Raw genomic sequence first — 26,182 nt, forward strand, 5'->3', positions numbered from 1 at the left:
GACCTCCCTGTCATGGACGGTCACGGCCGTATCAACACTGGATTTATGTCCCCTAAAAACTGGGGATAAGCCACACATATTTGTGCTATTGAGTGAAAGAAAAAATATATAAAATTCAACAAACTAATCAGCAATACAAGATCTAACCTGATAAAATAGCAATGCATATATACCCATTTAAACTTTACAAGGAGAGTCAGGTGTATAAAAAGCCTTCTGCAATTTTATTAGTCATAACCTTATTTTCAAGTACTGCTCATGCAAATGACCAAGATCAATATGACAATATGGCTAAGAACTTGTCTATGCAACTTCAAACATCAATGAAAGTCATAAACGATCCTAAATTAATAAAGTCTTCTGCAAAATACGCCAGGAGTTTATACAACGCTTTCATAGCAGAAGGATTTAGCAAAGAACAATCCATGCAGCTAGTAATCGCATCGATGGCGGTAAAAAAGTAAGCTCACTAGGTTCTGTGTTTTAACCTAATATGATAAGAGCTTACCTCCTGTAAATTCGAATAAAAAATTGGAATTGAACGATGTTTTTTAAAAGAAAAAAAGAAACAAGGCCAACACTGGCTTGGGAACGACTCGATAATAATGGCGGACCTGCATATACATTTAGAACCAAGGTGCCTGGAGGTTGGTTAGTCGCAACCCGTGAGCCTCATGGTGACGGCGTTGGTAGTGGAGCCACATTTCTGCCTGACCCAAATCACCAGTGGAACGGCTATTCACTCGGTCAAGAAGAGCTAGAACAACAAGAGATCGAGCAACAAGTTCCAGAAGCTCCTTGTGCAAAGTGCAAAAAGTTAACCAATCACATCGTTGCCGGCCAATATAAATGTGGCTGGTGTGACTAATTTACCACCTCCTTGGCACACACTATAAAATTTGGGGCAAAGTAACGCTCATTGCTAAGCCCCGATAAATGAGTCGTCCACTTCAGTGCAATATAACGCGCCTTCGGCGGCTAAAAAACTTTGCCAGACCACCAAACTACTTCGCCTGTCAGCAAGCACTTACCACAGATAATACGCAACAAACCATTAACAACTAACTATTTGTTATTTATAGATTAATCTAGTAGCATCCCAGCCATAAATATTGGTTACCTTGCCATAAACCAATCAGATTTTTCATTTAACAGGACGTTAGAATGGACTCATTTCCAAAATCTCAGATCATCGCATTCAATCGCAAAGATATCGCCAGTATCGAGCAAGCCTTAATCACATACCAAACAAAGCTCGCAGCGCATCAAGCCTTCAAAAATAGTCAATTTGATATCGCATTTATGGATTTCAGTAACGGTCAGCGTCAGCATCTTCAGCTGGCCGATACCGCACAAGCAGAGCTCGCACTGCAAGCATTGAACCTCACCCCTGATGGCGGCTACAACCTACAAGATATAGTGACGGAAAAGAGCAGCCTGTATATTTCAGAGGCGCTGTTATTTGCAATTGCCCTTGAACATGAGGAACTAAAGCCTCAGCTGCGCCAGACGGCGCAAGCTATGGTTAATTATGCTCGCTATGAAAATGACACCAGCGAAATGTGGGTCGATGATATGCGGGTTTTTGGTGCTGAAGCCCTGTTTATGATGGCGATGCAAGATGCTGAAGATGCCGTTTATCTAGCGCAGTTTTTTATCCCCTACTGGGATGATGAGCATGCCACAGGCTATGAGCATATGCTGCTCACTCTGCTGCGTCATCATGGCTGGTGTGACGCCATGCTAAAGGCATTTGTTTGGTGTGATAATAGCGCCTTTCGTTTCGCCTTTTATGGCAGCCACTGGGAAAGCACCACCGCAGAATATCAGCCGCTTGGCGAGTTTTTGCAGCAGAATCCACAGCAATACCCACGCTTTATTGAATTGATTAAGCAACGTTTTGCAGCCCAGCCAATGCTGGTTGAGAACGAAAGCGAAGATTTAGCTAGCCAAAAGCCAATACTGGCAATTTATCAAAGCTTATTTCCCGAGTTTTGCAGCTGGGAGGATGAAGAGGTAAGCCGCCAACTTGGGCGTCATTTTATTAATGACACGCTTGAAAATGAGGCGATGGATCTACAGCAACAGCTAGAAAATGAACTCGATAGCCCACTATCGGCCCATGCTCAAAGTGTCTTCCAGCGCCAAGAAGAATACCGCCAATATGACAAGCTCAAAGAGGAGCGACAAGCCGAATTGGGTGGCACCCATATGCTTACAGATTTCATCGCTACGTTAGACAATAGCGATGCGCTGCTGAAGTATGTGGTGCTCAATGAAAACCCTGCGATTCTCGAAACTATTAAGCCTTTTGATATTTGGGCACATTGTAAAATTCATGCCCCTTCGCTATATGATGCAATGGACGAGGCTTGTTGGGATAGAGGTAACTTAGACAATCTGCGTGAAAACATACACGAAGTACTAAGCTATCCAGCCAACGATCTACTCGAAGATGAAGAATGCTATTTTGATGTTGAGTTTGAACAAGGGGTTATTTGTAAAGCTTACCTAAGCCCAGGTAATAACAGTATTAGCCATGTAAAGTCAGCGCATATCATGCTGCGCTTTGTCGATATTTTCTATCGTGTTTTAGGTCAGAAAACCTTATCGGCAGAGCTATGTGAAATGCTCACTGGTGAAGGTGACTATCAGCCGATTATGACTACTGAAGCCTACTATGCGCGCTTTGACCCTGCGCCCGCTGCAGCGGAAGGCGAACTCAGCAAACATGATAAGCGCAAACTAGAACAGCTTATCGATGCTTTTTGCGATATGGATGATCCGGTCACCTGCAGCATGCTGCAGCGAGCCGACAACCTCTTCAAGCAGAGAGCTTGTTATGACGTTAGCCACTGGCACGAAGATAATCTAGGCACCGATGCACTTAAAGCGTACCTGCTACAACAAGATAGCAGTCGGCACATTAATGATACCTATACAGCTGGATTACAAGCAGAGTTAAGCAAGGTATTTGAGCGCGCCCTATGCTTGCTGCTCGAACACGCCGAAATTCAAGGCGAAGGTCATTTCGAAGACAAGGGTTTTAATCAAACAGAGCTTGAACAAGTCAGAAGCTTTTTCACCCAAGAAAATCCAACGCTTAGCCAATCTGAGATAATCGCGCTGTTTGATAAACACCTGCACCGAGACGAAATATGCCGCAGATCTAATCTGTATTTTCCTAAAATCAGTGAAAAGCAGATCAGTTACCACTTTTTCCAAGACTACGATGATGATTACCAGCGTGCAGCTATTAGCTGTTTTTGGCTTAAACAAGTGCCTAGTGCTGCAGCTAAAATAGCTGAGCGATTATGGCAATTGTTGATCACCATGGCGCCAACGAAGATGATCCACCATATGGGCCGGCTTTATAGCTGCCATGATTATCGTTTGAAGTTCGACAATCAGCTCGATGAAATTAACTTCTATGGACTGCTTAACCGCCATGGGATTGCCGAAGATTACACCTTAGCTTATCAAGTCGAGCAATCTATTGGCAGCAGCAGTCGCCAAAGTGAATACCTTGCGCTTGTTGATTTGATGGAAGAGACTATTCCTGCCAACGCTGCCCAAGGTGGCATGATAGCGGCTAGCAATAGAGCGCAAGCACAAGCTTTACTGCGAGGCTTAGACTATACCTATCAGAGCCATAAGCTTGAATTCCATCAAGATGTAGCGCTGCGCTTCCCAGAGCTTCCGTTTCAGTTAGACGATGACTTACGCCAGTGTTTAGCTGACTTTATCGCTCTTAATAGCCGCTCATGGGAAAGTGTTATTGCGCATCAATTTAGCGCATCGACACTGTATTTCGATCATGCCACCGACACCAGTGACCTGCCGAAAAAGTTGCGTTTGCCATTTCGTTTGCACCCAGATGCCGATATTAGTCAATCGCGTCATTGCTCGGGTATGAGTTGGATTAATGCCACCATCGCCCAGCGAGTTGACGATGAATTATTGATTTTAGTACTCGATAAAGACGCGGCCAACTACGATCAACTCTACCTCGGCGGGCAACTGCTTATCGTTGATAGCGATATCGATGCTGCTACCGTTATTGACGCTGTGCAACAACTACCAGAGCAGGCTGAACGCAAACAAACTCTTGCAGCTAGCCTATGGGCTTACTTACAGGGAGAAACCTGTTATGAGGATTTTGCGCCGGTATTTAATGCTTATTTAACTACTGAAACAGTTGTCGGTATCGATCAATATCGTTGTTATAGCTTAGGGCAGTTCTTATGGCGTATCGATGAGCCGCGCCGTGAGCGACTGCTGCTATTACTGGCAAATCATAGCTATCGTGCCTACAAGGTAATTATCGAGCAGTTGGTAACGGCACAAATGGATCAACAAGTCAGCCAAGGTAAAATCGACCTAGTGACTCGTTTTGAGCTAGATAGCGATGATTATGAGCAGAACGCTTATAAGCAGCTGATGGATTGGTTATTTAGCCATGATGTAAAGCATGAACTCATCGTACTGTTTGCCATAAAGAACTACCGCAGTTGCATGGGAGATTATCTGGCGCAGCTAGCTCGGCAAGGAGAGCTAAAACCGATATTGGCCTATCTGCATGTGAGCAATCGTGCCAGATTAGTAGATATCTTAGCGCAGCAAACGGATGCCGCCGAACTGCTAACGATATTTAAAGGTGAAAAATCCCGCCAAGTGCGCGATCGCATTGCCGCAGCCACTGCTGCAGCACCCGCCTAAAGCTAACCTGCGCTTTTAGCTTTTAATCAAACCAAGCGGCTGTTTTCTCGGCTGCTTGGTTTTTTACTGTATCGTCAACGTACATAGATACCATCGCCAATGCAGCTGCCAGTGCGCCTAAATCATCGGAGAAACCAACAACCGGGGTTAAGTCGGGTATAGCATCAATAGGAGCGATAAAATATGCCAAAGCGCCAAATATAACTGTCTTGGCCCACTTGGGTGTATCAGGCCGCTGCGCAGCATAATAGAGGCACAATGCATTATCGATAACTTCTCGGCCAGCTTTTTTGGCAAACTGTTTTACCTTCACCCAAAAGCTCTCATCGCTGTAATCTGAGTTATTTGGCATATCTGAATTATCAGCCATTACCCACTCCAATAAAAAAGGGAATACCCAATGATATTCCCTTATTTCTGATGATTTAGCTAGCACTTGTAATCAAGAACAATCACTACCTTTGATGCTTTGGCGTCGTGCCCCAAGCATTCTTTTTAGCCGGGCGTTTGCCGCCAGCTTTAGCGCCTTGCCCCTGCTTATTTCCAGTCGCTTTACTTTGACCAGCTTTACCTTGGCTCGACTTTTTCTGACCGGGTTTATCTTGGCCAGATTTTCCGTGCTCCGACTTGCGGTCAGCAAATTGATCAGCCGAGAAACGGGTGAAGGCTTTCTTGCCTTTGCCATCATCCTTGGTGTTCAGTTTCTTCTTATTTCGCAGCGCTTCGCGTTCTTGACGCGATTCAGCAGGCACTAAACAGCTGGGGCTATTTCCAATCAACTTCTCTTTGCCCATTGCGATTAACGCTTCACGGATCAGCGGCCAGCCTGCTGGGTCATGATAACGCAGTAAGGCTTTATGCAACTTACGCTGACGGCCTTTCTTCGGTACCGACACCTCTTCACTGCTGTGCTTAACATTCTTCAGCGAGTTCAGCTCAGTGTGATAAATGGTGGTGGCATTTGCCATCGGCGATGGATAAAAATTTTGCACTTGATCGAGCTTAAACTTCTCGCCTTTCAACCATAAGGCAAGGTTGACCATATCTTCATTGGTGGTTCCCGGATGCGCCGAGATAAAGTAAGGGATCAAATACTGCTTCTTCCCAGCCTCTTTTGAGTACTTATCGAAAAGCTCTTTAAACTTGTCGTAACTGCCCATGCCCGGCTTCATCATTTTATTCAGCGGGCCCTCTTCAGTATGCTCAGGCGCAATCTTCAAATAACCGCCCACATGATGAGTAGCCAGCTCTTTGACATAACGCGGATCTTCAGTGGCGAGGTCATAACGTACCCCAGAGGCAATAAGCACTTTCTTAATGCCGGGTACATCGCGGGCAGCACGATAAAGATCGATGGTCGCTTGGTGATCGGTATCTAAATGGCCACAAATCGATGGGAATACGCAAGATAGACGGCGACAAGTGCTTTCTGCTTTTACACTAGAACAACCCAAGCGGTACATATTTGCAGTTGGGCCACCAAGATCAGAAATGACTCCAGTAAAACCGGGCACCTTATCTTGGATATCTTTAATCTCTTTCACAATCGAGTCTTGTGAGCGGCTTTGAATAATGCGTCCTTCATGTTCGGTAATCGAGCAGAACGAACACCCACCAAAGCAGCCACGCATGATATTGATCGAGGTCTTAATCATGTCGTAGGCAGGAATTTTTTCTTTGCCGTATGACGGATGCGGCACACGCTTATAGGCTAAGTCAAAAACGCCATCCATCTCATCGGTATTTAGCGGCCAAGCTGGCGGGTTAACCCAAATAGCGCGTTCAGCATGCTTCTGGAACAGCGCTCGTGCACAACCTGGATTTTGCTCTTGGTGCAAGATACGCGATGCGTGGGCATATAAGAATTTATCTTCAGAGACCTTCTCAAAGCTTGGCAGCAACACATAGGTTTTCTCCCAAGGCTTAGGTCTTGCAGGCTGAACGCTGATTGCCTTTGGCGCATCATTGTCAAAAATTTTCTCATCAGTTGGGCCAGATAGGTTTTTACAACCGACGTCATCGGCGCCATAAGGATTGGGAATAGGATCAATTTTGTGTAACTGATCCAGCTTGCGCGAATCCATGCCCTTCCACTCAGGCAACGGCTCTTTACGGATTACTGTAGTACCGCGAATGTCGTGCAACTGGCTCATCGGTTCGCCATTAGCAAGACGGTGAGACACTTCCATTAATGGTCGCTCGGCATTACCGTAAACCAAGATGTCAGCTTTAGCATCTAAGATAACGCTACGACGCACTTTATCTGACCAGTAGTCGTAATGAGCAATACGGCGCAGACTGGCTTCAATACCACCAATCACCACTGGTACCTGCTTGAAGGCTTCTTTACAGCGCTGGGTGTAAACCGTCACCGCGCGATCTGGACGCTTACCACCGATGTTACCCGCAGTATAAGCATCATCATGTCGCATACGGCGCTCGGCGGTGTAGCGGTTAATCATCGAGTCCATGTTACCGGCGGTCACACCGAAATAGAGGTTAGGTTTACCTAACTTCATAAAGTCATTTTTATTAGACCAATCTGGCTGCGAGATAATGCCGACCCTAAAGCCTTGCGCTTCCAGCATGCGACCAATTACCGCCATACCAAAACTTGGATGATCCACATACGCATCGCCAGTAACAATGATAATGTCGCAGCTATCCCAGCCTAGCTTGTCCATCTCTTTACGAGACATAGGCAAAAATGGCGCTGGGCGAGTAAGCTCAGAGCGAAACTTGGGATGGGTGAAAAGTGTGGATTCTACTTGCATGAATTAGATAGCCTAACTGAAATAACAAAAAATACGCGGATTAAGCGCCCCAACTGATGCTCACAACGGGGACGCGGAGTATAACAGGCTCCGCACCATAGGTGTGACTAAAAAAGCATCAAATTAATGCTTTTTTTAGTATAGATGATATACCCAAACCAGCCGAAAATGCTTTATTCGACGACTTAACCATAAAGCCCTTTAAATGGCTGTGGGTATTGCTGGGGCTAGGTTTGTTGTCTTTACACCTGACGATTCCGCCCTCTTGAAGAGCAAAAACCGCTATAGGTTAGCCACATAAGCAATTAAATTGGTTACAGCTAGCCCCAAGGTTACCGCCCAAGTGGTTAATACTCCCCAGAAACGACCAAAATGATAGCCACCTTGCCCTTGTGTTAAGCCAATGGCATGCATTAACCGTGCGACTATCCATGCAGTGCCGAATATATGCAGCAACGCTGCACCGGTGCCATTCATCTCGGCAACGACAAGTAACAGCAGCACTATCGGCGCATTCTCGAGTAAATTCCCATGCACTCTTTGAGCGAGTGTCAGTGCTTCATTACCAGCACTACCAATACCAATTTTATGGGTACGTCTTAGTTTTATCACTCTGTAGGTGAGTGCTACAGTGAGTATTGCTGTCAAGCTGATATACAGCCCAGATATCGCGAGTGGCATTAATTGTCCCTTTGAAAATAGTCCTTAAAAGTACAGCATTACAATTTAGGATCATTATGTAAATAAATGGCAACCTTTTAAACTCAAATAGGTTAAGATGCGCTCGTAAAATAATGATGCTTAAACGGTCATATTAGTTGAACGCAAAACCATCAACTAAGCTACTGTTTAATATAAACAAACAACCCTAATATTACTTTTTAGCGAATAAGATATTGGATAATCAAGAGTTCCTAGAGAAACGCCGTTTTATAATTAGACTCGGTAAAGCTCTACATAAATTTGGTACGCCGGCCTACCGCCTTGAAGCCCACTTGCAAGCAGTCTCAAATCTGCTTGGCATTGAGGGTTATTTTTTGATCTCGCCAACCGCGCTAACCTTTGTGCTACAACATGATGAAGATCAAGAATATAACCACGTCGCAAGGGTTAAACCTGGCGAGCTCGATCTAGGCTCACTCGCCCGCACTGATGAACTCGTTGAAGAGCTTATGTCTGGTAAGCGAACCCTTGCTGAAGCGCTTGACAGATTAGAAGAGATCTCCAATAAGCCAAACCCCTATGGTACTGGTCTGACTCTTTTAGCGTTTGGCAGCTCAGCTGGTGCGTTTGCCATGTTGATGGGTACCAGCTGGAACGATGTTTTTTGGTCCGCGATGTTAGGCTTGATGGTTTATGGCTTAGTTTACCGTGCCGAACGTTCTAAGCGCATGGCGGAAATGCTGGAGCCGCTTGCAGCTATCTTGTGTGCCATTGCCGCGAGTGGTATCGCACAATTTGATCCCAGTATGAATATTCCGGTGGTGATCCTCTCAGGCATCATCATCTTTATCCCAGGGCTTGCCTTAACACTCGGCTTAGCAGAACTCGCCGCCAGAGACTTAATCTCAGGTACTGCGAGGGTGATGGATGCCTTCATGTTGTTGTTTAAACTCTACTTTGGGGTCATCCTCGGATTAACCATTGGCAAAACTCTGTTTGGCGAAACCACTTATGTTCCACCTGAGTCGTTACCCGAATGGGCTATTTGGTCTGCGGTACCGATCCTGTCGATGGCGCTGGTTATCATTTTTAAAGCACGCATGAAAGACTCTCCATGGGGCGTGCTTGCAGGTATCGTGGCCTTTTTCTCAGCGATGCTTGCCAGCATTTACTTTGGGGATTCTATCGGTATTTTCTTTGGTGCATTAGCGGTGGGTGTATATTCAAACCTTTATGCTCGCTGGATGAAAGCACCAGCAACGATTGCACTACTGCAGGGCATTGTGATCTTAGTACCCGGTAGTAAGACCTATATTGGCCTCAACACCCTAATTTTAGGTGAGACCATGTTTAATCAATCACATCTTGGCACACAGATATTTCTTATCTTCATGTCTATTGTGGCAGGGCTTATCTTCGCCAATGTCGCTGTTCCGCCGCGTAGAACCTTATAAGTATGCATAAGTAACAAATTTATACATGCGGGCGCCTCAGTGCGCTCGCGCTGTGCCGATTACATTCGTTTCCCCTTAAGTAAAATCATCAGCTTAAGCTTGACTATAGCTTCAGTTCCATGTGTTATGGACTTGTAAACCACTTGTTTATTTCGCTGTTACAACTGGACTTATCTTATCTATGACTCGATTTAGCAGCTCCACTCTAGCCTTACTGTTTTTTGCACTATCGAGTGCTGTTTGCGCTGAGGAAACCGCAACGAGTAAGCTTGATGCTAAACCTTTGGATTACGAGCAAAAAAAGAAGATCAAAAGCATTGTGATTAAAAGTAATGATATTTTTGATCTTTCAGATCCTGAAACCTTCTTTATTCACCGCTGGGCCAACTACCTGCATATCAATACCCGCGACTATGTCATACGCGATAAGCTCAGCTTTAAAGAAAACGATAATGTCAGCCAGAAAGATCTCGATGAAGTGCAACGTATTTTGCGCGCAGAACCCTATATTCGAGATGCTGAAGTTGATTTTGCCGCACCAGCACCCGATGCAGATGTTACGACAAATGAAGACGAAAACATTCTAGTGGAAACCTGGGATAACTGGTCTTTACTGCCCACTTTTAGCGCAGGCCGTAGTGGTGGTGAAAGTAAGTTCTCGATTGGTATTAAAGAGGATAACTTGCTTGGTTTGGGGATCCGTACACGCTTTAAATATCAATCAAATGCCGATAGAACTGGCTATAAATTTGCTATTGAAGCGCCCGTTAATTTTATTCGTCACGCCACTATCGCGGCAGATTTTTACGACAATAGCGATGGCCAAGCGACTCAGCTCTATTTTGAAAAGCCTTTCTACACACTCGACGGCAGTAATATGTATTCCGCTGAGTATTTAGATGACCTTCGTGTCGATACCTTAAAACAGAACGGCTTAGAATTTAACGAGTTTGAACATGCTGTCACCTATAACAGCGCTCGCTATGGCTGGCTACTCAACCACAACAGTGATGAGCTTTCGCGGATCATTACCGGGCTGACTCAAGATAAACATGATTTCGATAATATCGAAGAGTACCCAACGTCAGAATTGCCACAAGATCGTGATTTTCTCTACCCATGGGTTGCTTATCAATACCTGCAAGATGATTTTAAAGTACTCAACAATGTCCACCTGATTAACTACAATGAGGACTTTAATCTCGGCTGGCAACACTACGTAAAGCTTGGTATCGAAACCCGAGATCTGAGTGATGACGCCCCCGTTGGCTACCATATCAATTGGCAATCGAGCCGAGGCTTTCAAGCCCAAGATCATTTATTGTTACTTGAGATGGATGGTGAAGGTGTATTTGCCACCAGCCAGAAAGACTACTTTAAAGTGAATGTCGCCGCAGAGTATTTTTATCACATTACACCTAAGTGGACTGCCTACTCCAAATTAAGATTAAGCACCTCTCAAAATAATTATGTCGACCGACCTTTTGCCCTTGGTGATGATACAGGGATCCGCGGTTACCCTAACGACTATCAATATGGTGATAATCAATGGGCATTTACAGCCGAAGTGCGTAACTACCCCAATATTAATCTGTATCAGTTGGCAGAGTTGGGGTGGGCAGTGTATACCGATGTTGGACAAGCAACCGGCGGTAATGACGACAACAATGAAATATCTGGGGTGATAGGCAGTGTCGGGATTGGCGCACGGATCTACTCCTCTAAATCAAGTTATGGCAACGTCGCTCATATCGATTTTAGTGTGCCCTTTACCACAGGCGTAGAGGTCAATAATTGGGAATGGCGTTTCTTAGTCAAAAATAGGTTCTAGTGACGCGCAGCTAACGGCACGCTGTATATATCGGCGTCATTAATCCCAAGCATACTAATTACAACAGTCTCATTATCAGCTTTTGCCAATGCTCGTTGGCCACGAATACTCACTGCAGGCAAGCTAAACACTACCTGTTGCTCGCCCGAGTCATTCATTGCCACAACTTGATCATTTTTGTCTGTGCGTTTAACAAAGTACAGCGTTTTATTTTGATAAAAGAAACTGCCCCAGTCACTACTTAATAGCTCACTAGTGACTTGAATATCTTCACTACCGTCACTGGGATGATAATAGATGCCAGCCTGTTTATCTCTCGTATAGTAAAGACCACCAACATCATCTTCAACCGCATATTTAGCAGCATGGCCAACCACAAACTCAGTGCGTTGCTTAGCAAGATCATAAGCGTAAATTCCCCAACTCCCATCAAGATTGCCGGAGTAATAAATTTTACTGCCATCACGAGAGAATGACGGGTTACGAACATCCCCTTTTATACCGCTTATTTTAGTCGGTAATTCAACGCCAACCTCACCAAAATAAAGGCTGTAACTATTAGCATCTTTAGCTTTTATCGGTAGCACATACTGACTCCCCTTGGGTGAAGCAGCTGGCACGCCGACAATACCCTGTTGATGCGTAAGCTGTTTACTCCCCATCTCCTGGTTTACCCATAACTCCCAGCCACCACTGCGATTAGATAAAAACAACACATGGCGCGACTCGGCGATAAACTGACCAAACATATCCCGAGAAGAAGAAGCAAGCTGCTGCTTTACCTCCCCATCAGCCAGTGAGCGCACGGTAATATGCTCTTGGGACAAATGGCGAGAGTAGTAAAGACGGCTATTTTTTTCATTAATTGCCAAGCTGCTAATAGTGTCATCTCGGTGAAAATCGGTAATCGATTGCGATTCAAAACTATATTGCTCAATAACAAATGCACCATCGCGCAGCGCATTAAAGTACAGCATATTGGCATCATGTTCCCACTCAAGGCTTATCACCATCGTTTCGTCCTCCACCACTTTAACCACACTATCGTTTGAACGTGATAACACAATAATACTGGCATCCATCGCCACCGAACGCACCACGGCAAACTCATCGCTATTCGCTGACCAGCTCACTAGTAAATCCTCTTCTCCCGTGTTCGGATAAGAGAGCTGGCTGATCTCTGAAGAGGCGAAACTATAGGCATACATAGCTACGCTAGCTTCGCCCGCTTTGGCATAGGCAAGAAATTTACCGTCTGGTGACCAGTCTAAACTGTGAACGTAACCACTACTTGTACAGCCTGTATCGATCAGTCGATCTTGATTAGTAATAAGCTCTCTAACATGGAGCTCACACTGTCCACCGGCATTAAACCTGAAGTAGGCCAACGCTTGTCCATCTGGTGACCAAGTCGGCGACGTTTCTTTATCTTCACTCATCGATACTTGCCTTAAAGGCGCGCTTTTATCGGTGAGATCTTTAATGTAAATTTGCGCCTTTTTCAGCTCTCTACGCCACTGAAAAGCCATGAAACGGCCATCAGGTGAGATAGCAGCTTGCTCCTCAACCCCTTCAAAATTTGTTACTCGCTCCGCGGTTAATGGTTCAAGCCGCGGGATAGCGACATAGAATGAGTGGAACATATAACCCAAAGAAGTAAATAACATGAGACTCAATAGAGCAATAACAGGCTTGATAATAGAGTGAGCACGGGGTGGATAACTATCGATAGTTATTGCTGCAGACTGGTATAACTCCTCATCAATGACCTCTGGGGTCAGTAGTAGCTGATAGCCTATTTTGGTGATCGTTTTGAAATAGTGCTCGGGTTCCTCTCCAAGTTCGCTAATGGTCTTTCTTAGTTGCCATATCGCATTGCCAGTACCACGCTTGCCCACTTCAACGTTGCCGAGCCACACTTGTTCAATAGCAACATCTTTAGTGACAGTCTGGTTCGCATGTAGGATAAGCAACTTTAAAAATTCGAAGACTTTTGCAGGCAAGGTAACAACATTTTCATCTTTGCTTATCGTCATGTCGTGGCAATTTACGCTACATTGGCCAATCAGATATTTTTGATGTGGTAATGAAATCATATTAGCTAGCGACACTCCCTTAATAGCCTTTAAAACGATCTTTTCTAAGCTAATAAAACATCTATTATTAACCTTTACGTAACATGCATCTTATCCCTGCATGTTCAGCAATCCAACACCTAACCCATTCCCGTGACAAAAAACAGCCTTTAAATCACATAAATGAAAGTACTATTAATTAATGCATTCAAATTTAATCACTAAGAATCAGCCACTTGAATTTATTTCATCTATGATTCGTTTTAGCTGTATCAAATTGTACATTGGCCATAAAAAAAGAGAGCACTAATGTGCTCTCTTTTAACTAACGACAAATATCAGTTAGATTATGCTTTCCTTAACGGCGTGCTTTTCGGCGCAGACCTAGCAATGCAAACAAGCTAAGTAATCCAACACCTAAACTACCACCGTTATCTACACTTACTGGCTCTTTAACAGCAGGAGCGTTGAGTGTCACCACAAAGCTGGCTGCAGTTTTATTTACCGAGTCGTCAGCTGTCACCATGACAGTATATTCGCCCGCCGCACCTGAAGCCGCGCTACCAGAGATCATACCGCTTACGCTGTCTATGCTCATACCATCCGGTAAACCCGTTGCAGTGTAAGTCAATGCATCACCTTCAAGCTCAGAAAAGTACATAGAAGCATCAACTTCAATAGTCCCAGTCTCCTCCATTGACACTGCAGGTATTTCACCTACAAGTGCTGGCGCAATGTCATTAACGTTCGTTATATTAATATGAACATTGGCGACTGCTGTGTATGAGTTACCTTGGCGACCAATAACTTCAAGGTTATAGCTCATATGACCCGCATCGTAGTCTAGAGCCTCAGAGTTATTGACAGTGATCTCGCCACTCGCACTCAGTGTGAAAGGCTCACCAGGAATAGCGTTCACAAGGCTTAACGTGTATGGAGACCAGTCAGAATCAAAATCAGCGCCAGCAAAGAAAGTTTCTGAATCTAACTCAACTGTCGCCACTACCGCGCCCATTTCAGCATCTTCATCTACGCTGTGGCTTTGGCCATCCAGCGGATGAGCCACGAGTGAGTAGTTACCTTGACCAAAAGGCGAGATCATCCCCCAATTATCTTCAAGGCTAAGTAACATCATGCCATGGTTATCACAACCGCCACCGCCGCCAATATTAAAGCTAAAGTCACACGAGTTTGCCATTGCAAGCTCAGCTGTTTCCCCTGCAGCCAAGGTAAGCATCGGACTATATTCTTTAGTTTCTCCCTCTTCGACTAAACGCGAGAACAACGGCAGCCCACCACTTTTCGATTCAACTTCTCTTATCTCACCTGTGAACCAATCAAAGTAAGACTCTTTCTGTACTTTGCCGTACTTAACCGGATTAAACTGGATCATTGGCTCACCAAGATTCGCAATCGCATCGCGGTCAGTAGCAAAGAGCCAACCATGGTTTTGATCAAACTCTTCGACACTGTCCATCGCTTCGCCGTGGTACAGATCTTCCAGACAGTACTGAGAAACAAAGTTTTTCCCATGTCCTGTCATATAAGTCGGTAGTTTTGATTTGGTGTAACGCTTGCGAGGCTGTGTCCAATCGTACTCTTGGTTGTAATCAATGAACCAAGATTCTGGCGAACCATTCTCATCAGGCTCAATAAAACCGCTCATAACCATTTGGTTCGCTTCGTCCCAAGCATTAGGTTCGCCATTAACCGCTTTATCAAATTCGTTATCCAGCACAAACTGTTCTTGGAAAACGTTCCACCAAATTAACGCTGCACCACCTTTATCAAAATGGTTAGCCATTCCGGCATCATTGGGTTTAAAGAATCGTCCTGCCACGACTAACTTTTTACCTGTAGAACACATGGCTTCCTCATAGATCCCGCCACCCACAGCATTTGGCATATTGCCTTGGGTTTTTTCTTTTCCTTCAGGAAGCTGCTTTTGATGGTGCATCGCAGGAAATACGGCAAAGGTAGTTTCGGTAGGGCTGGTATTGGTAAACTCTTGAATATAAGCTCCCCCTTCCGCGCTAAACTTATTGCTCAGCTCTGTACCAAACTCCTCTGTAAATGAGCCAAAGTCACGAGTGATTGAAGTTCCAGCTCTCGGCTTGATTAGCCAACTCATGTTCACAGCAGGCTTCTCGTCAGCAGTAAGCTGTAGCTGCCCAGAAAGCTCAACCTTTGACCAGTTTTCAGAGGTAAGGTCGCTCGCCATTTTTATCGGCCAGTTATCTAGCTTAGTAAAATCAATCTCGAGTACCACAGGGAAGATAACCGTTTGCCCTGCAGGAACACTAACGCTTGTAGGTATATCCCAAACCAACGCTGCATCACCCCCTTTACCCATTGAATTAATAGCAACGTTATAAGTAACGGTATCTTGCGATAAGTTCTTTAGCTGCACCTCTTTCACAAAGCGCTGTACTCCAACACCCTCTTCGAAACCGAAGCTTAAGTTTGGCTGGTAGCTATTCTTTTCCCATGCAACCACTGAAGAGTTATTTGCTGCTTCAATGTTTTCTACTCCATTACCAATCAGGGTCAAATCCCCCTGCTCACTAGCAAGGTTCATTACATTGTTATCTGCAGTGTTCATCAATAACGCCTTAACTTCTACCATAGAGAGTTCAGGGCGCTTTGATTTTAGTATCGCTGCCGCTGCCGCTGTTCGTGCAGCCGCCATAACGGTTGTTGATTCCACGTCAGTTTGAGTGCCACCACCAACTACCGCAACATCAATATTCTCAGCGTAGCTCACCATGTCAGGCTTTGAGAAACCATTGGCTCCACGCACAGGACCATGGGGAGTAATTTCCGTTACCATCATATTGCCGTCAGCATCTGCTGACATACCGCCAACGGTTAATGCGCTTGGAGCGGCGCCACGCCAAGTCATGTTAAAGCGGTTATCAAACCACTCTCCACCTGTACCTGCATTCACTACCACAAGTGCGCCCAATCCGGAAGCCATCTCAATAGCATGCGCCTCAGCGACCGCTCCTGAAATGCCGTTATCTGATGGAGCATAAAATGCACTTCCGCCAAAAGCATCAACCAAGATGATATCTGCTCGGTCATCAAAACTGCCATCTTGATTTGGGTCAAGTGCATACTCTAAAGCCAGCATAAATGTGCTGCTAGTTTCTCCACTTAAGCTATATCCATTGCCGTATGGATCTGAAACGTTAGAGGTTTTATAGGCGGCTATTTTTGCCCCTGGTGCTAATGCATGAACCACACTGGCAAGACGAGTACCATGACCGGTATTATGAGTTGCACCGTCATAATCTCGGGTGAAGTAGATATTCTGATCAATTGGATTTGGATCTAAACCCCAACCTGCATCGCTGCTTAAATCCATTCCTTCGACGACAACATCAGTAGGGAAACCGTCAAATGCATTGAGCGCATTTTCCATTGCTTGGCCATAAGCTTCCGCTTCTCCACTGCCACCAAGTCCAACGTGAGTGTAGTCCACACCCGAACCAATAATGGCAACTTTAACGCCTTCGCCTGCAGTCATATCATCGACTAACGCCGGAGCTTTTGTAGCTGATGATACCGATCGTGTCACAGGCTTGTTCATCGCATTTGCGGGTGTGACAGCTGTTGTAGCTTCTGCAAAGACAGTTTTAACACCTGCAATACTCTTTATCTTATTAATATAAGAAGCATCAGCTTTTACACGAACAAAGTTGCCAAATATTTTTGCACCTGGCAGCACTTTGATGTTGCCATCTAAAGCCGTAATACTGGCAAGTACTGTTTTTTGCTTAGCTTCTATTTGCTTGAGGTTAGCAGTAAATTTTTTCTTATTATTAATCGTAGCTTTAGTCAGTGAACCCACATCATCAAGATACACATTAATAACCACCGCCTGATCTTGTTTAGCTTGAGCACTATAGGCAGACATTGTATCAGTAGACTGTGCGACTACGGTTGAAACTGGCACCATCGCTGCTAATGCTATGCATGTTGCCAATTTAGACTTTTTAAATGACATATTCTTTCCCTAATAAGTTGCGACATTATTTTTATTGTTTCGGTCGATTGGTTTATGACTAACCAGTTACATCGCTACACCCGGCTAACAACCCATTAACTTTCTCGACTATGGTTTTCTGATAAATGCACACAAACAACAAGCGCTAGGGCTTTCATTTTGTTTCTTTTCTCTTTCTATTTATCTTCATTTACTTTAAATACAATAAGTTAAATAACCACTGAGTTTGTAGCTTAGCTCTCTCATTAACTAAAAATGCCTGCTTTTAACTTGTCAAATCGACAAGTTTGCCTTGTTGCACAAACGCCTTTAGAGATAGCAGCGAGAAAAGCCAAAAGCATTCGCGTATAAAACAACGGCTTAACCAAAGATAAACACAATTACTCTTCTCCTTAAGCCAACGCTTTTACAGGAGTGAATCCTGCATAAAAATCAAAAAACAGCGATACATCCAGATACAAAAACAACCAGCAAACCATTGTTTTAAAAGTAATTGAAAAAGAAATGAAGGATAAGTGAAGTCGAATAGTAGTCTGAGGTTTGCTCAGTAGGGTTTCGATGGGGTATCAAGTTTACGTCGAATTAACAACTCCTACCTATTTTCTGTTCGCTGCCATCTGCAACAACAGAAAAATACTAAAAATAATTACAAAGACAGAAAACGAGGAAGACCAGGTGAAATTAACATATAAGAAAAGCCTCATAGCAGTGGCTCTCAGCATAGTATTAAGCCCTGTATCTCAGGCTAATATGGTTGACAGCCGTGGCTTAGACGCTGACTCGGGTCAGCGCAGCAATAAGCTACAAGCAAGCAAGCGTAATACTGATAACCTCTACATGGTATTACTCGATGACCAACCGTTAGCAACCTATAAAGGTGAAATTGCAAGCCTTAAGGCCACCAGCCTGCTTAGCAATCCCGGCAATAAACGCAAAGACAACGGCACGCTAGATGTGCAAAGCTCTGCAAGCCAAAGCTACCTCAAGTACTTGGCAGAGCAAACTAACTCAACCTTACAACGTGCACAAACCAGCTTGAAAAGACAGCTGACCGTTGAGAGCGATTACCAAATTGCACTTAATGGATTTAGTACTCAATTAAGTGAAGAGGAAGCTGTAACACTCCAAGGTGTGGCAGGTGTTAAGGCTGTCCAGAAAGTACAGCGTCGTCACCTAATGACTGACTCTGGCCCTAAACACATTCAAGCCCCTTCTGCTTGGGATGGCAGCGCAACAGGAATGGCAAGTAAAGGTGAAGGCGTCATAGTCGGTATTCTCGATACAGGGATCAGTGCTTTTAATCCATCCTTTGCCGATATTGGTGGCGATGGCTACGATCATACAAATCCACTCGGCGAAGGCGTCTACCTTGGTCATTGTGCCGACTCGGAACTCGCCCATTATTGTAATGACAAACTGATTGGTATCTGGGCTAATGATGGTGTACTCGCCGACTACATACCGGAAGGTGATGATGTTATTGGTATAGACCATAACGGCCACGGCTCGCACACGGCTTCCACAACAGCAGGTAATGTAGTTAAGAATGTCCCTATCTACAACGTGATGGGCGATGAGGCTGATTTCACTTTCGGGCAAATAAGCGGCGTAGCACCACACGCTAACATCGTCTCTTACCAAGTATGTGCCGCTGATGCTGGCTGTTGGACAGATGTCACAGCTTTAGCCGTTGAACATGCCATTGAAAATGGCGTGCAAGTACTCAACTACTCAGTAGGTGGCGGCGCGAGCAACCCTTGGTATGATACCGATGCATTAGCATTTCTATCTGCTCGTGAAGCTGGCATTCATGTAGCCACTTCTGCTGGCAACTCTGGTCCAGAGCCTGAAACAGTTGGTTCTCCAGGTAATGCGCCTTGGATCACAACCGTTGCGGCCTATACCCATGATCGTGGCTTTAGCGATAAAGATGTTAGTTTTAGCGGTGGCGATAGCGCACTAGCAAGTTTGAACGGATTAGGCGCCACTAAGGGGTTCACTGCCAATGTGGTCAATGCTGCTGACTTTGGCGATGCCGATTGCCTTGAGCCTTTTGAAGCTGACACCTTTAACGGTGAAATCGTTGTCTGTCAGCGCGGTGAAATTGCTCGCGTCTCAAAAGGCAGCAATGTCTTAGCTGGCGGTGCTGGAGGATTAATTTTAATCAATACCGATGGTGGTTCAGAGACCGTCGATGCTGACTTCCATGTATTGCCTGCAATTCATCTTGATGCCGCTCAAGGCAGTGAGCTTACAGCTTGGCTTTCAAGCGGTACGGATCACGTGGCAACAATTGGTGACTCAGTAATGGAGAGTAACCCTGATAATGCAGATATCGCTGCTTGGTTTACATCCCGTGGCCCAGAGCCCATTATGAACCGCTGGTTGACTCCGCATGTTGCCGCTCCGGGTGTGGCAATTTATGCCGCGAACTCCGAATACCAACCTTGGCGCGAAGAAAAGACTGAATCTCCTTATACCTTCATGGACGGCACCTCAATGTCTAGTCCGCACGTAGCTGGAGCGATGGCCCTAATTACCGCCCTGAAACCAGACTGGACTCCTGCCGAACTTCAATCTGCATTAATGTTAAGCGCGGTATTTGAAACTCGTAAAGATGACGGTGTTACACCATCAGACTTCTTCGATTCTGGTGCCGGTAGTATTCGTATCGCTAACGCTCTCAATACCGGCTTGATTATGGATGTGACTTACCAAGAATATATGGATGCAAATCCTGATATTGGCGGTAAACCAGAAGAGATGAACATGCCATCGGCGGTGCAGAGTGACTGTATGATCAGCTGTAGCTGGACGCGAACTTTCACCGCAACATCGGCTTCAACTTGGACCGCCTCAGGTGATGCAAGTGTTGATGGATTAACCGTAAGCTCATCACCCAGCAGTTTTACCCTTGCAGCGGGCGAGAGCATAACGCTTGATGTCACAGCGACAATTTCAAGCGGCTTCAACTCAGAGTACGGTATGGGCAGATTATTACTCACGCCGGCAGATGCTAGCCTCACCCGCTCGGCGATGCCCGTCATAGGTACTTTTGTGGCGGGGAGTTTCCCAGCAGAAACCTACCTAGAAACGAGTAAAAATCAGGGCAGCATCGCTATTGAGGGTGTTACGACCGTCGGCACTAGCGATCTACAAGTTGCCGTGTTTGAGTTAGCTGAAGTCGAAGTCATTGAAGCAAACATCCCTCGCGATGATAGCGATGACAATAGTTGGCCAACAAATGTCTATAATGACAGCAACTACTTTCACTCGATGCTTATCAACGTCACACCAAATACTAAGCGAATCGTCGCTCGTATTAAGGAGACTAGCTCGCCAGATCTCGATCTCTATATCGGCCGAGATGCTAACTATAACGGTAAGCCAGATGACTATTATGAGATGGCCGAGTTCCTTTGTATGAGTGCAACAGAAACGGCTTATGAAAATTGTGAAGTCAACGATCCACAACCAGGCAGTTACTATGTTGCGGTACACAATTTTGGTGATACATCAGCACCTTCAGATACCATTGACAATGTCACCATTGAACTTGCAATTATCGATAAAGATGATTCAAGTGTGACCGCAGACTTTAGTACGCAAGTTGAGGCCAATGAAGATGTCGGTCTAGTGCTTAACTGGGATAAAGAGCTTAAAGCCGATACCTTATATGTCACAGCGCTTGAAATTGGTACCGGGGTTGATGCCGCAAACAACATTGGTTTGATGCCAATTGAGCTTTATCGACACGCCACCTATCTGACTAGTACCGTCGATAGTGAATTGGTGAATACTGGTGACACGTTAACACTTAGCCTAGAGTTAACCGCAAACGCTAGCGATGAGGAGAGGGTATTTGACATACAAACTGCTATCCCTGCTGGGCTAACAATTGAAAGTGACTCTCACGACGGTATTGTCGATGGCCAAAACATCGCTTGGCAGATTACTCAAGCGGCCAACAGCGATGCTCAGGTAATCCTACTAACGCTAGCGACTAGCGATGTAGTGATGTCGACCGAGCTAAACTTCGAAGTAAGCCATACTGTAAATAGTGTCAGCTTTACTGAGGCGCTCACGCCGGTGCAGCTAGAGGGTATTCCTGTCGCCAAGATTAATGGTGAATCAGTAACAACCATCAATGCCAATGAACAAACTGTGGTTAATCTATCAGCCAGTGACAGTACCGCACCAAATAATACCGATACGCTCAGCTATGCTTGGACGCAGACCTCAGGGCCAGATGTCACCATAGATGATGCAACAGGAGTGGATATCGCAGTGACCTTGCCGGATGTTGAAACTGATAGCACAGTAGAGCTTGAGCTAACAGTCAGTAACGGTACTAAAACAGCGGTTGCAGCCACAGCCAGCATTGCCGTTAAAGCAGATGTCGTCCCAGCACCAGCACCAAGTGACTCTAGCGGTGGTGCTATGGGCTTATCAGTTCTGTTATTGGGAGCATTAGGTTTACGTCGTCGCGCAAAGAAGTCGTCAACTTAGCTGTAAGACCGGGCGTTGGTTTGCAGTGACAACGCCCAACATTAAGGTTTCTTGTCAATTAGGATCGCTCACACAGGATCTTTTAGGGTTATACCAATCAGTGTAAAGATTTGATCGCTCAGCGAGAGTTGAGCGGTTTTGAGGTAAGTTAATGAGTGAAGGGCATAGTTGCTCTACGTTCAAGCTCATTAACGCAGCATCAAAGCCGCTAAAGCTCGCCTGTAAGGAGCGTTTTTTGCCACCGACTTCGGCAACGAATAAGCTCGTCAAAAACACTCTGAGTAGATCAACTTCTTAGACTGATTGGTATTCATACTTTTGCCGACTGCACTGCAGTCGGCTTTTTTCTGCCAATAACAAATCACACTAGAATTTGTAATCTAAGGTTAAATAAACCTGCTGACTATTATCGATAGTGATCCCATGGCGTTCATAATCTTGCTCTAGGTAGCGGTAACCCAAGTCTGATGAGAGATGTTCGCTCCACTTATACTGCACACCCACTTGCCCTCCCCAAGCCACGTCGGTATCGGCACGGCCAGCGATCTTATTGTCATTAGCCCCCACTGAAACACCAGCAAAAAGATTAACGTCTTTATGCACTGGCATCAGGTAGTCATAAGACAGCAGCCAGCTATATTGCTCCTGCTTATAATCGATACTTGCTTGCGAGAATTCATCCTCCATATAACCGAAAGTACCGGTAATCCGATGTTGTTTCTCAATCAATACACCGACACGCCCCTGCCATGAAACGTCTTCGGTATCATGGCTAATTTTGCCATCGACGCTATCAGTTTGATAACCCGCCGCAGCACCAACAAAAAACTCAACTTCTGCAGCATTTACGCTGCTGGCGAGTAAACCTGAACATAAAACACCAGTTAGCATTGTTTTAATTTTCATAACAAACCTCACTCATGATTAATCTGCTTAATGTCATTTTCGACGTTGTAGCTAGATTACCCTTTGGTTATTCAATGAAAAAGTGCCTATAGCCAGCCAGTTTGTATCGAATTACGAGACAAAACTCCGTAAGTAAACCTTGTAAAAAGAGACTGGGAATTGCGGCAGCTTGTCTTAGTGGGGAAGCTTTATATCGAGAAATGTTTCACCGCTTAGTAGCTAAAACAGCTATAAAGTTGAACAATTTTTAATGGATAAATTGCATGTCAGAAATAGAAGCTCTGGCAGTTTGGCTATCAATCTGATTTAATCATTGCCGTTACTATGGGCTGTTGATCTTTCGAGCTTAGTTTTTGTTCAAATGCAATGCTTCTAATACAAGGCTTGAGCGATAAAGCTTAGCTGGCTAAGTGAAAAAGCTTATAACACATTCTAGTCATAAAAGAATAGGAGCATTGAATCGAACCCAAAGGGCAGCGTTTCTTGGCTATTTTTACTGTGTTGTAGACTATTTGTGGAGAATAACTAAACGGCATAGCCTCCGCCTTGTCAAAATAGCCAATAAACTGCGGCAAAAACAACCGTGAAAGATCAACAGCCCCTAAGAATTGAAGATAAAAGCCATCAATAAAACAAAAATACAGGCAAGGCGGTTCAATGCGCCTCAGCAGCAATCAACAAAGACATTAGCCATTATGCTAATGCTGTTGCTGTGTCAGTTTTTTGTAATGAGCTCAGCCTATTCGGTGCAATACCCTAATGGTAAACACCCAATGGGGAGCAGCGTCAGTCACCACCATAGTCATGAATCTGCCCACAATGCAGTCCACTCTCATGATGATCCACTGTCAGTGTCTTTTAATGCCACCGAGTCTATTGTCGATCTTATCGAAAGCTCAACAGCTTTAATAACCGACACAAGTGAACATGACCACAACAATCATTCACACACACCATCGCATCCGCCCGTAGAGTCACGCTTTGACAGCGAGTTTTACCAAACTGGCACTATTAATGATGCTGATGTGCTGTTTAGAAATGATAGATACGCACCACCTAACCCACCTCCACACAGCTAATTATTTTTTACTGCGCTAATCAGCGCAAAACTATTAATGCACAGTAGGCTCTGAGCGATTCAGGCTGAAATAGCTGTGCATAATCAAAAAATAATTGGAGTATTTATAATGAGCCAATCTCTGGCTAATCCAATGGCGAAGACTCTTCGGCTATTGGTGATTTTTTTAGGGTTATTTACCTCTTTCTCTCTGTTTGCCCACGGCGTGGATGAGAGTACTAAGCAATTTCTAGCCGCAAATCAAGGGGTATCAATTCTGCCCTTTATCTATATCGGCGCTAAACATATGGTCACCGGCTACGACCATCTACTGTTTTTAGTCGGGGTAATTTTCTTCCTTTATCGCACCAAAGATGTGTTGTTATATGTCAGCCTATTCACCCTAGGCCATAGCATTACCTTGCTATATGGCGTCTTCAATGACATCCAAGTTAACCCCTATATTATTGATGCCATCATCGGGTTTTCAATTGTCTACAAGGGGTTTGATAACTTGGGCGGCTTTCAGCGTATATTCGGTTACCAGCCCAACACCAAAGTCGCAGTGGCAATCTTTGGCTTGTTTCACGGCTTTGGTTTGGCCACCAAGATCCAAGAGTTTCAGCTACCACAAGAGGGGCTGATGGCGAACATCATCGCCTTTAATGTCGGCGTCGAAATCGGCCAATTCTTAGCGCTAGGTATGGTGCTTATCTTGATGAGTTTCTGGCGGAGACATAAAAGCTTTCTGCAGTTTTCAACCGCAGCAAATACCTTACTTATGAGTGGCGGGTTAATGCTCGTCGGCTATCAGCTTAGCGGCTATTTCATCAGTTAATTCAGACATAACTCATTGCCGCAACTTAGCTAGAAGCGATGCATAGATAAATAATTTTAGGAAATACAATGACAAATAAAACACAAAAACAAGTACAACATTCAATGAGTAACACTATTGATATACCAGTTCACTCTAATGCCACACTATTAAAAGCCAGCATTGCTGCGACCGTTATTGCGGCGGTAGTGCTAGTGATCGCGATATTACCGGCTGAGTACAATATCGACCCAACGGGTATCGGAAAGTCTCTCGGCTTAACCAAAATAGCCACTGCTGCAGATGCCAGTTTATCCAGCAATCAGCCACTACCAAGCGTGATGGCAAGTGCAGACAGCATTATCATCAATACAGCGCCTACCGTTGCCGAAATCAAAGAAATTAGAGCTAAGGTTGTAGGACTGCGTCAAGACAGCGTCGATATTCTAATACCAGCGGGGAAAGGGCTAGAGTACAAGTTGCTGCTCAATGAAGGAGAACATCTGGAGTATGAATGGCGCACCGATGGCAGCGAACTTTACTTTGATTTTCACGGCGAGCCACAAGGTGATAAAACAGGGTTCTATGAAAGCTTTGCAATTACCACGTCCGATCAAATGCAAGGCACACTAACCACACCGTTTGCAGGTGCACATGGTTGGTACTGGAAGAATAAAACCAGCGAGCCAATCACGGTGACACTTGCAACCAAAGGTGCTTATCTAATTAAAGGCTAGTCACACATTTTAAGCACAAAAAAAGCCCGCTACGATTGAGTACGTTGCGGGCTTTCATTATGATTTGTCAAAATGGGTTACTGAGTAGACTTGTTGTCAGTATCTGTATCTTCAACGTCAGAAAACGCAATAATCTTCTGTTTTATCGCTTCTTTTTCGGCTTTATCTTTTAAGCGATATATTCGCTTTATCTGCGCCTTCATCATTGGCTCTTGCGGAGTTGATACGGTATCGAAGCCGACTTCAACTTTGCCTAAGGTTGATGTGATCAGCAAGCCTTGTGCAAATCGCAAATCGTTCAAGCCACCGCTGAGCACGAACAAGTAACTTTCTCGCGGTCTAGAATTAACGACTACGGTATATTTATCGACCTCTTCCCAACCATCCATTCTAAAATTATCGATAGAATAAACCTGCTCCAATTCAGGAAAAGTATACTGTGCATCACGCTCCGTTGCCGTTTCCGTTGACGTGCAGCCAGCTAAAATAAGTGCAGAACTAAGTATCACGATATTCCATATTTTCATTATTATCTCCTTAGTGCTAATACCTTAAATCTAGCAGCAAACAACTCACCTGCAAATATCATTAATCAGTGAACTAATTAGTCTCTCATCAACTCTGTATCAAT

16 protein-coding genes are annotated in these 26,182 nt (G+C 44.8%); 9 read left to right on the forward strand and 7 right to left on the reverse strand.

Translation table 11 applies throughout. The features are described 5' to 3' along the window. Positions 1-200 precede the first annotated feature (200 nt). The 3 genes from L2730_RS19025 to L2730_RS19035 all read left to right on the forward strand — a co-directional run bounded on the left by L2730_RS19025 (position 201) and on the right by L2730_RS19035 (position 4,719). Positions 201-464, forward strand: a complete 264-nt coding sequence (locus L2730_RS19025; RefSeq protein WP_248976036.1) for a hypothetical protein — start codon at positions 201-203, stop codon at positions 462-464. Positions 465-544: 80 nt separating this feature from the next. Next, positions 545-868: a hypothetical protein gene (locus L2730_RS19030; RefSeq protein WP_248976037.1), complete on the forward strand. Its 324-nt coding sequence runs from the start codon at positions 545-547 to the stop codon at positions 866-868. 296 nt (positions 869-1,164) lie between these two features. Next, the gene (locus tag L2730_RS19035; RefSeq protein WP_248976038.1) at positions 1,165-4,719 is read left to right on the forward strand and encodes a hypothetical protein; all 3,555 of its coding nucleotides are present in this window, start codon (positions 1,165-1,167) and stop codon (positions 4,717-4,719) included. A 22-nt stretch (positions 4,720-4,741) separates the two neighbouring features. On the opposite strand, the gene L2730_RS19040 is transcribed toward L2730_RS19035, so the two are convergent. The 3 genes from L2730_RS19040 to L2730_RS19050 form a co-directional block, all read right to left on the reverse strand. After that, positions 4,742-5,089 carry a YkvA family protein gene (locus L2730_RS19040; RefSeq protein ID WP_248976039.1) on the reverse strand — a complete coding sequence of 116 codons (348 nt, stop codon included), beginning with the start codon at positions 5,087-5,089 and terminating at the stop codon, positions 4,742-4,744. A gap of 85 nt (positions 5,090-5,174) precedes the next feature. Further along, positions 5,175-7,493 carry a YgiQ family radical SAM protein gene (locus L2730_RS19045; protein ID WP_248976040.1) on the reverse strand — a complete coding sequence of 773 codons (2,319 nt, stop codon included), beginning with the start codon at positions 7,491-7,493 and terminating at the stop codon, positions 5,175-5,177. A gap of 282 nt (positions 7,494-7,775) precedes the next feature. Continuing rightward, positions 7,776-8,174 (reverse strand): MAPEG family protein, encoded by a 399-nt coding sequence (locus tag L2730_RS19050; RefSeq protein WP_248976041.1) that lies wholly within the window; start codon positions 8,172-8,174, stop codon positions 7,776-7,778. Positions 8,175-8,389: 215 nt separating this feature from the next. Here L2730_RS19050 and L2730_RS19055 point away from each other — a divergent pair, with 215 nt between their 5' ends. Both L2730_RS19055 and L2730_RS19060 read left to right on the forward strand, forming a co-directional pair. Continuing rightward, positions 8,390-9,610, forward strand: coding sequence for a threonine/serine exporter family protein (locus L2730_RS19055; protein WP_248976042.1), 1,221 nt, complete (start codon positions 8,390-8,392; stop codon positions 9,608-9,610). 181 nt (positions 9,611-9,791) lie between these two features. Further along, positions 9,792-11,441 (forward strand): BamA/TamA family outer membrane protein, encoded by a 1,650-nt coding sequence (locus L2730_RS19060; protein WP_248976043.1) that lies wholly within the window; start codon positions 9,792-9,794, stop codon positions 11,439-11,441. On the opposite strand, the gene L2730_RS19065 is transcribed toward L2730_RS19060, so the two are convergent. Both L2730_RS19065 and L2730_RS19070 read right to left on the reverse strand, forming a co-directional pair. Beyond that, positions 11,438-13,537 carry a DPP IV N-terminal domain-containing protein gene (locus L2730_RS19065; protein ID WP_248976044.1) on the reverse strand — a complete coding sequence of 700 codons (2,100 nt, stop codon included), beginning with the start codon at positions 13,535-13,537 and terminating at the stop codon, positions 11,438-11,440. The genes L2730_RS19060 and L2730_RS19065 overlap by 4 nt on opposite strands. A gap of 337 nt (positions 13,538-13,874) precedes the next feature. Beyond that, entirely contained in the window at positions 13,875-17,525 is a 3,651-nt protein-coding gene (locus tag L2730_RS19070) for a S8 family serine peptidase (protein WP_248976045.1), read from the reverse strand. Between the two features lie 675 nt (positions 17,526-18,200). Between L2730_RS19070 and L2730_RS19075 the strand changes: the two genes are divergently transcribed. Next, on the forward strand, positions 18,201-22,034 hold the full coding sequence (locus tag L2730_RS19075) for a S8 family serine peptidase (RefSeq protein WP_248976046.1): 3,834 nt from the start codon (positions 18,201-18,203) through the stop codon (positions 22,032-22,034). Between the two features lie 366 nt (positions 22,035-22,400). On the opposite strand, the gene L2730_RS19080 is transcribed toward L2730_RS19075, so the two are convergent. Continuing rightward, positions 22,401-22,940 carry an outer membrane beta-barrel protein gene (locus L2730_RS19080; RefSeq protein WP_248976047.1) on the reverse strand — a complete coding sequence of 180 codons (540 nt, stop codon included), beginning with the start codon at positions 22,938-22,940 and terminating at the stop codon, positions 22,401-22,403. A gap of 728 nt (positions 22,941-23,668) precedes the next feature. On the opposite strand from L2730_RS19080, the gene L2730_RS19085 reads away from it, so the two are divergent. The 3 genes from L2730_RS19085 (at position 23,669) to L2730_RS19095 (ending at position 25,551) form a co-directional block, all read left to right on the forward strand. After that, entirely contained in the window at positions 23,669-24,019 is a 351-nt protein-coding gene (locus L2730_RS19085) for a hypothetical protein (RefSeq protein ID WP_248976048.1), read from the forward strand. 108 nt (positions 24,020-24,127) lie between these two features. Then, positions 24,128-24,835: a HupE/UreJ family protein gene (locus L2730_RS19090; RefSeq protein ID WP_248976049.1), complete on the forward strand. Its 708-nt coding sequence runs from the start codon at positions 24,128-24,130 to the stop codon at positions 24,833-24,835. 68 nt (positions 24,836-24,903) lie between these two features. Beyond that, positions 24,904-25,551 (forward strand): hypothetical protein, encoded by a 648-nt coding sequence (locus L2730_RS19095; RefSeq protein ID WP_248976050.1) that lies wholly within the window; start codon positions 24,904-24,906, stop codon positions 25,549-25,551. A 77-nt stretch (positions 25,552-25,628) separates the two neighbouring features. Here the strand turns inward: L2730_RS19095 and L2730_RS19100 are convergent, their stop codons facing one another. Continuing rightward, entirely contained in the window at positions 25,629-26,078 is a 450-nt protein-coding gene (locus tag L2730_RS19100; RefSeq protein ID WP_248976051.1) for a DUF6491 family protein, read from the reverse strand. Between the last annotated feature and the right edge of the window lie 104 nt (positions 26,079-26,182).

Source organism: Shewanella kaireitica, from assembly GCF_023284045.1.
Classification (GTDB): Bacteria; Pseudomonadota; Gammaproteobacteria; order Enterobacterales; family Shewanellaceae; genus Shewanella; species Shewanella kaireitica.

What these genes read in the sequence shown, in the direction of transcription:
- L2730_RS19045 (WP_248976040.1), bottom strand. Translation starts at nt 7,493, where the DNA reads ATGCAAGTAGAATCCACACTTTTCACCCATCCCAAGTTTCGCTCTGAG.
- L2730_RS19030 (WP_248976037.1), top strand. Translation starts at nt 545, where the DNA reads ATGTTTTTTAAAAGAAAAAAAGAAACAAGGCCAACACTGGCTTGGGAA.
- L2730_RS19095 (WP_248976050.1), top strand. Translation starts at nt 24,904, where the DNA reads ATGACAAATAAAACACAAAAACAAGTACAACATTCAATGAGTAACACT.
- L2730_RS19060 (WP_248976043.1), top strand. Translation starts at nt 9,792, where the DNA reads ATGACTCGATTTAGCAGCTCCACTCTAGCCTTACTGTTTTTTGCACTA.
- L2730_RS19100 (WP_248976051.1), bottom strand. Translation starts at nt 26,078, where the DNA reads ATGAAAATATGGAATATCGTGATACTTAGTTCTGCACTTATTTTAGCT.
- L2730_RS19050 (WP_248976041.1), bottom strand. Translation starts at nt 8,174, where the DNA reads ATGCCACTCGCGATATCTGGGCTGTATATCAGCTTGACAGCAATACTC.
- L2730_RS19040 (WP_248976039.1), bottom strand. Translation starts at nt 5,089, where the DNA reads ATGGCTGATAATTCAGATATGCCAAATAACTCAGATTACAGCGATGAG.
- L2730_RS19070 (WP_248976045.1), bottom strand. Translation starts at nt 17,525, where the DNA reads ATGTCATTTAAAAAGTCTAAATTGGCAACATGCATAGCATTAGCAGCG.
- L2730_RS19080 (WP_248976047.1), bottom strand. Translation starts at nt 22,940, where the DNA reads ATGAAAATTAAAACAATGCTAACTGGTGTTTTATGTTCAGGTTTACTC.
- L2730_RS19090 (WP_248976049.1), top strand. Translation starts at nt 24,128, where the DNA reads ATGAGCCAATCTCTGGCTAATCCAATGGCGAAGACTCTTCGGCTATTG.
- L2730_RS19065 (WP_248976044.1), bottom strand. Translation starts at nt 13,537, where the DNA reads ATGATTTCATTACCACATCAAAAATATCTGATTGGCCAATGTAGCGTA.
- L2730_RS19085 (WP_248976048.1), top strand. Translation starts at nt 23,669, where the DNA reads ATGAGCTCAGCCTATTCGGTGCAATACCCTAATGGTAAACACCCAATG.
- L2730_RS19035 (WP_248976038.1), top strand. Translation starts at nt 1,165, where the DNA reads ATGGACTCATTTCCAAAATCTCAGATCATCGCATTCAATCGCAAAGAT.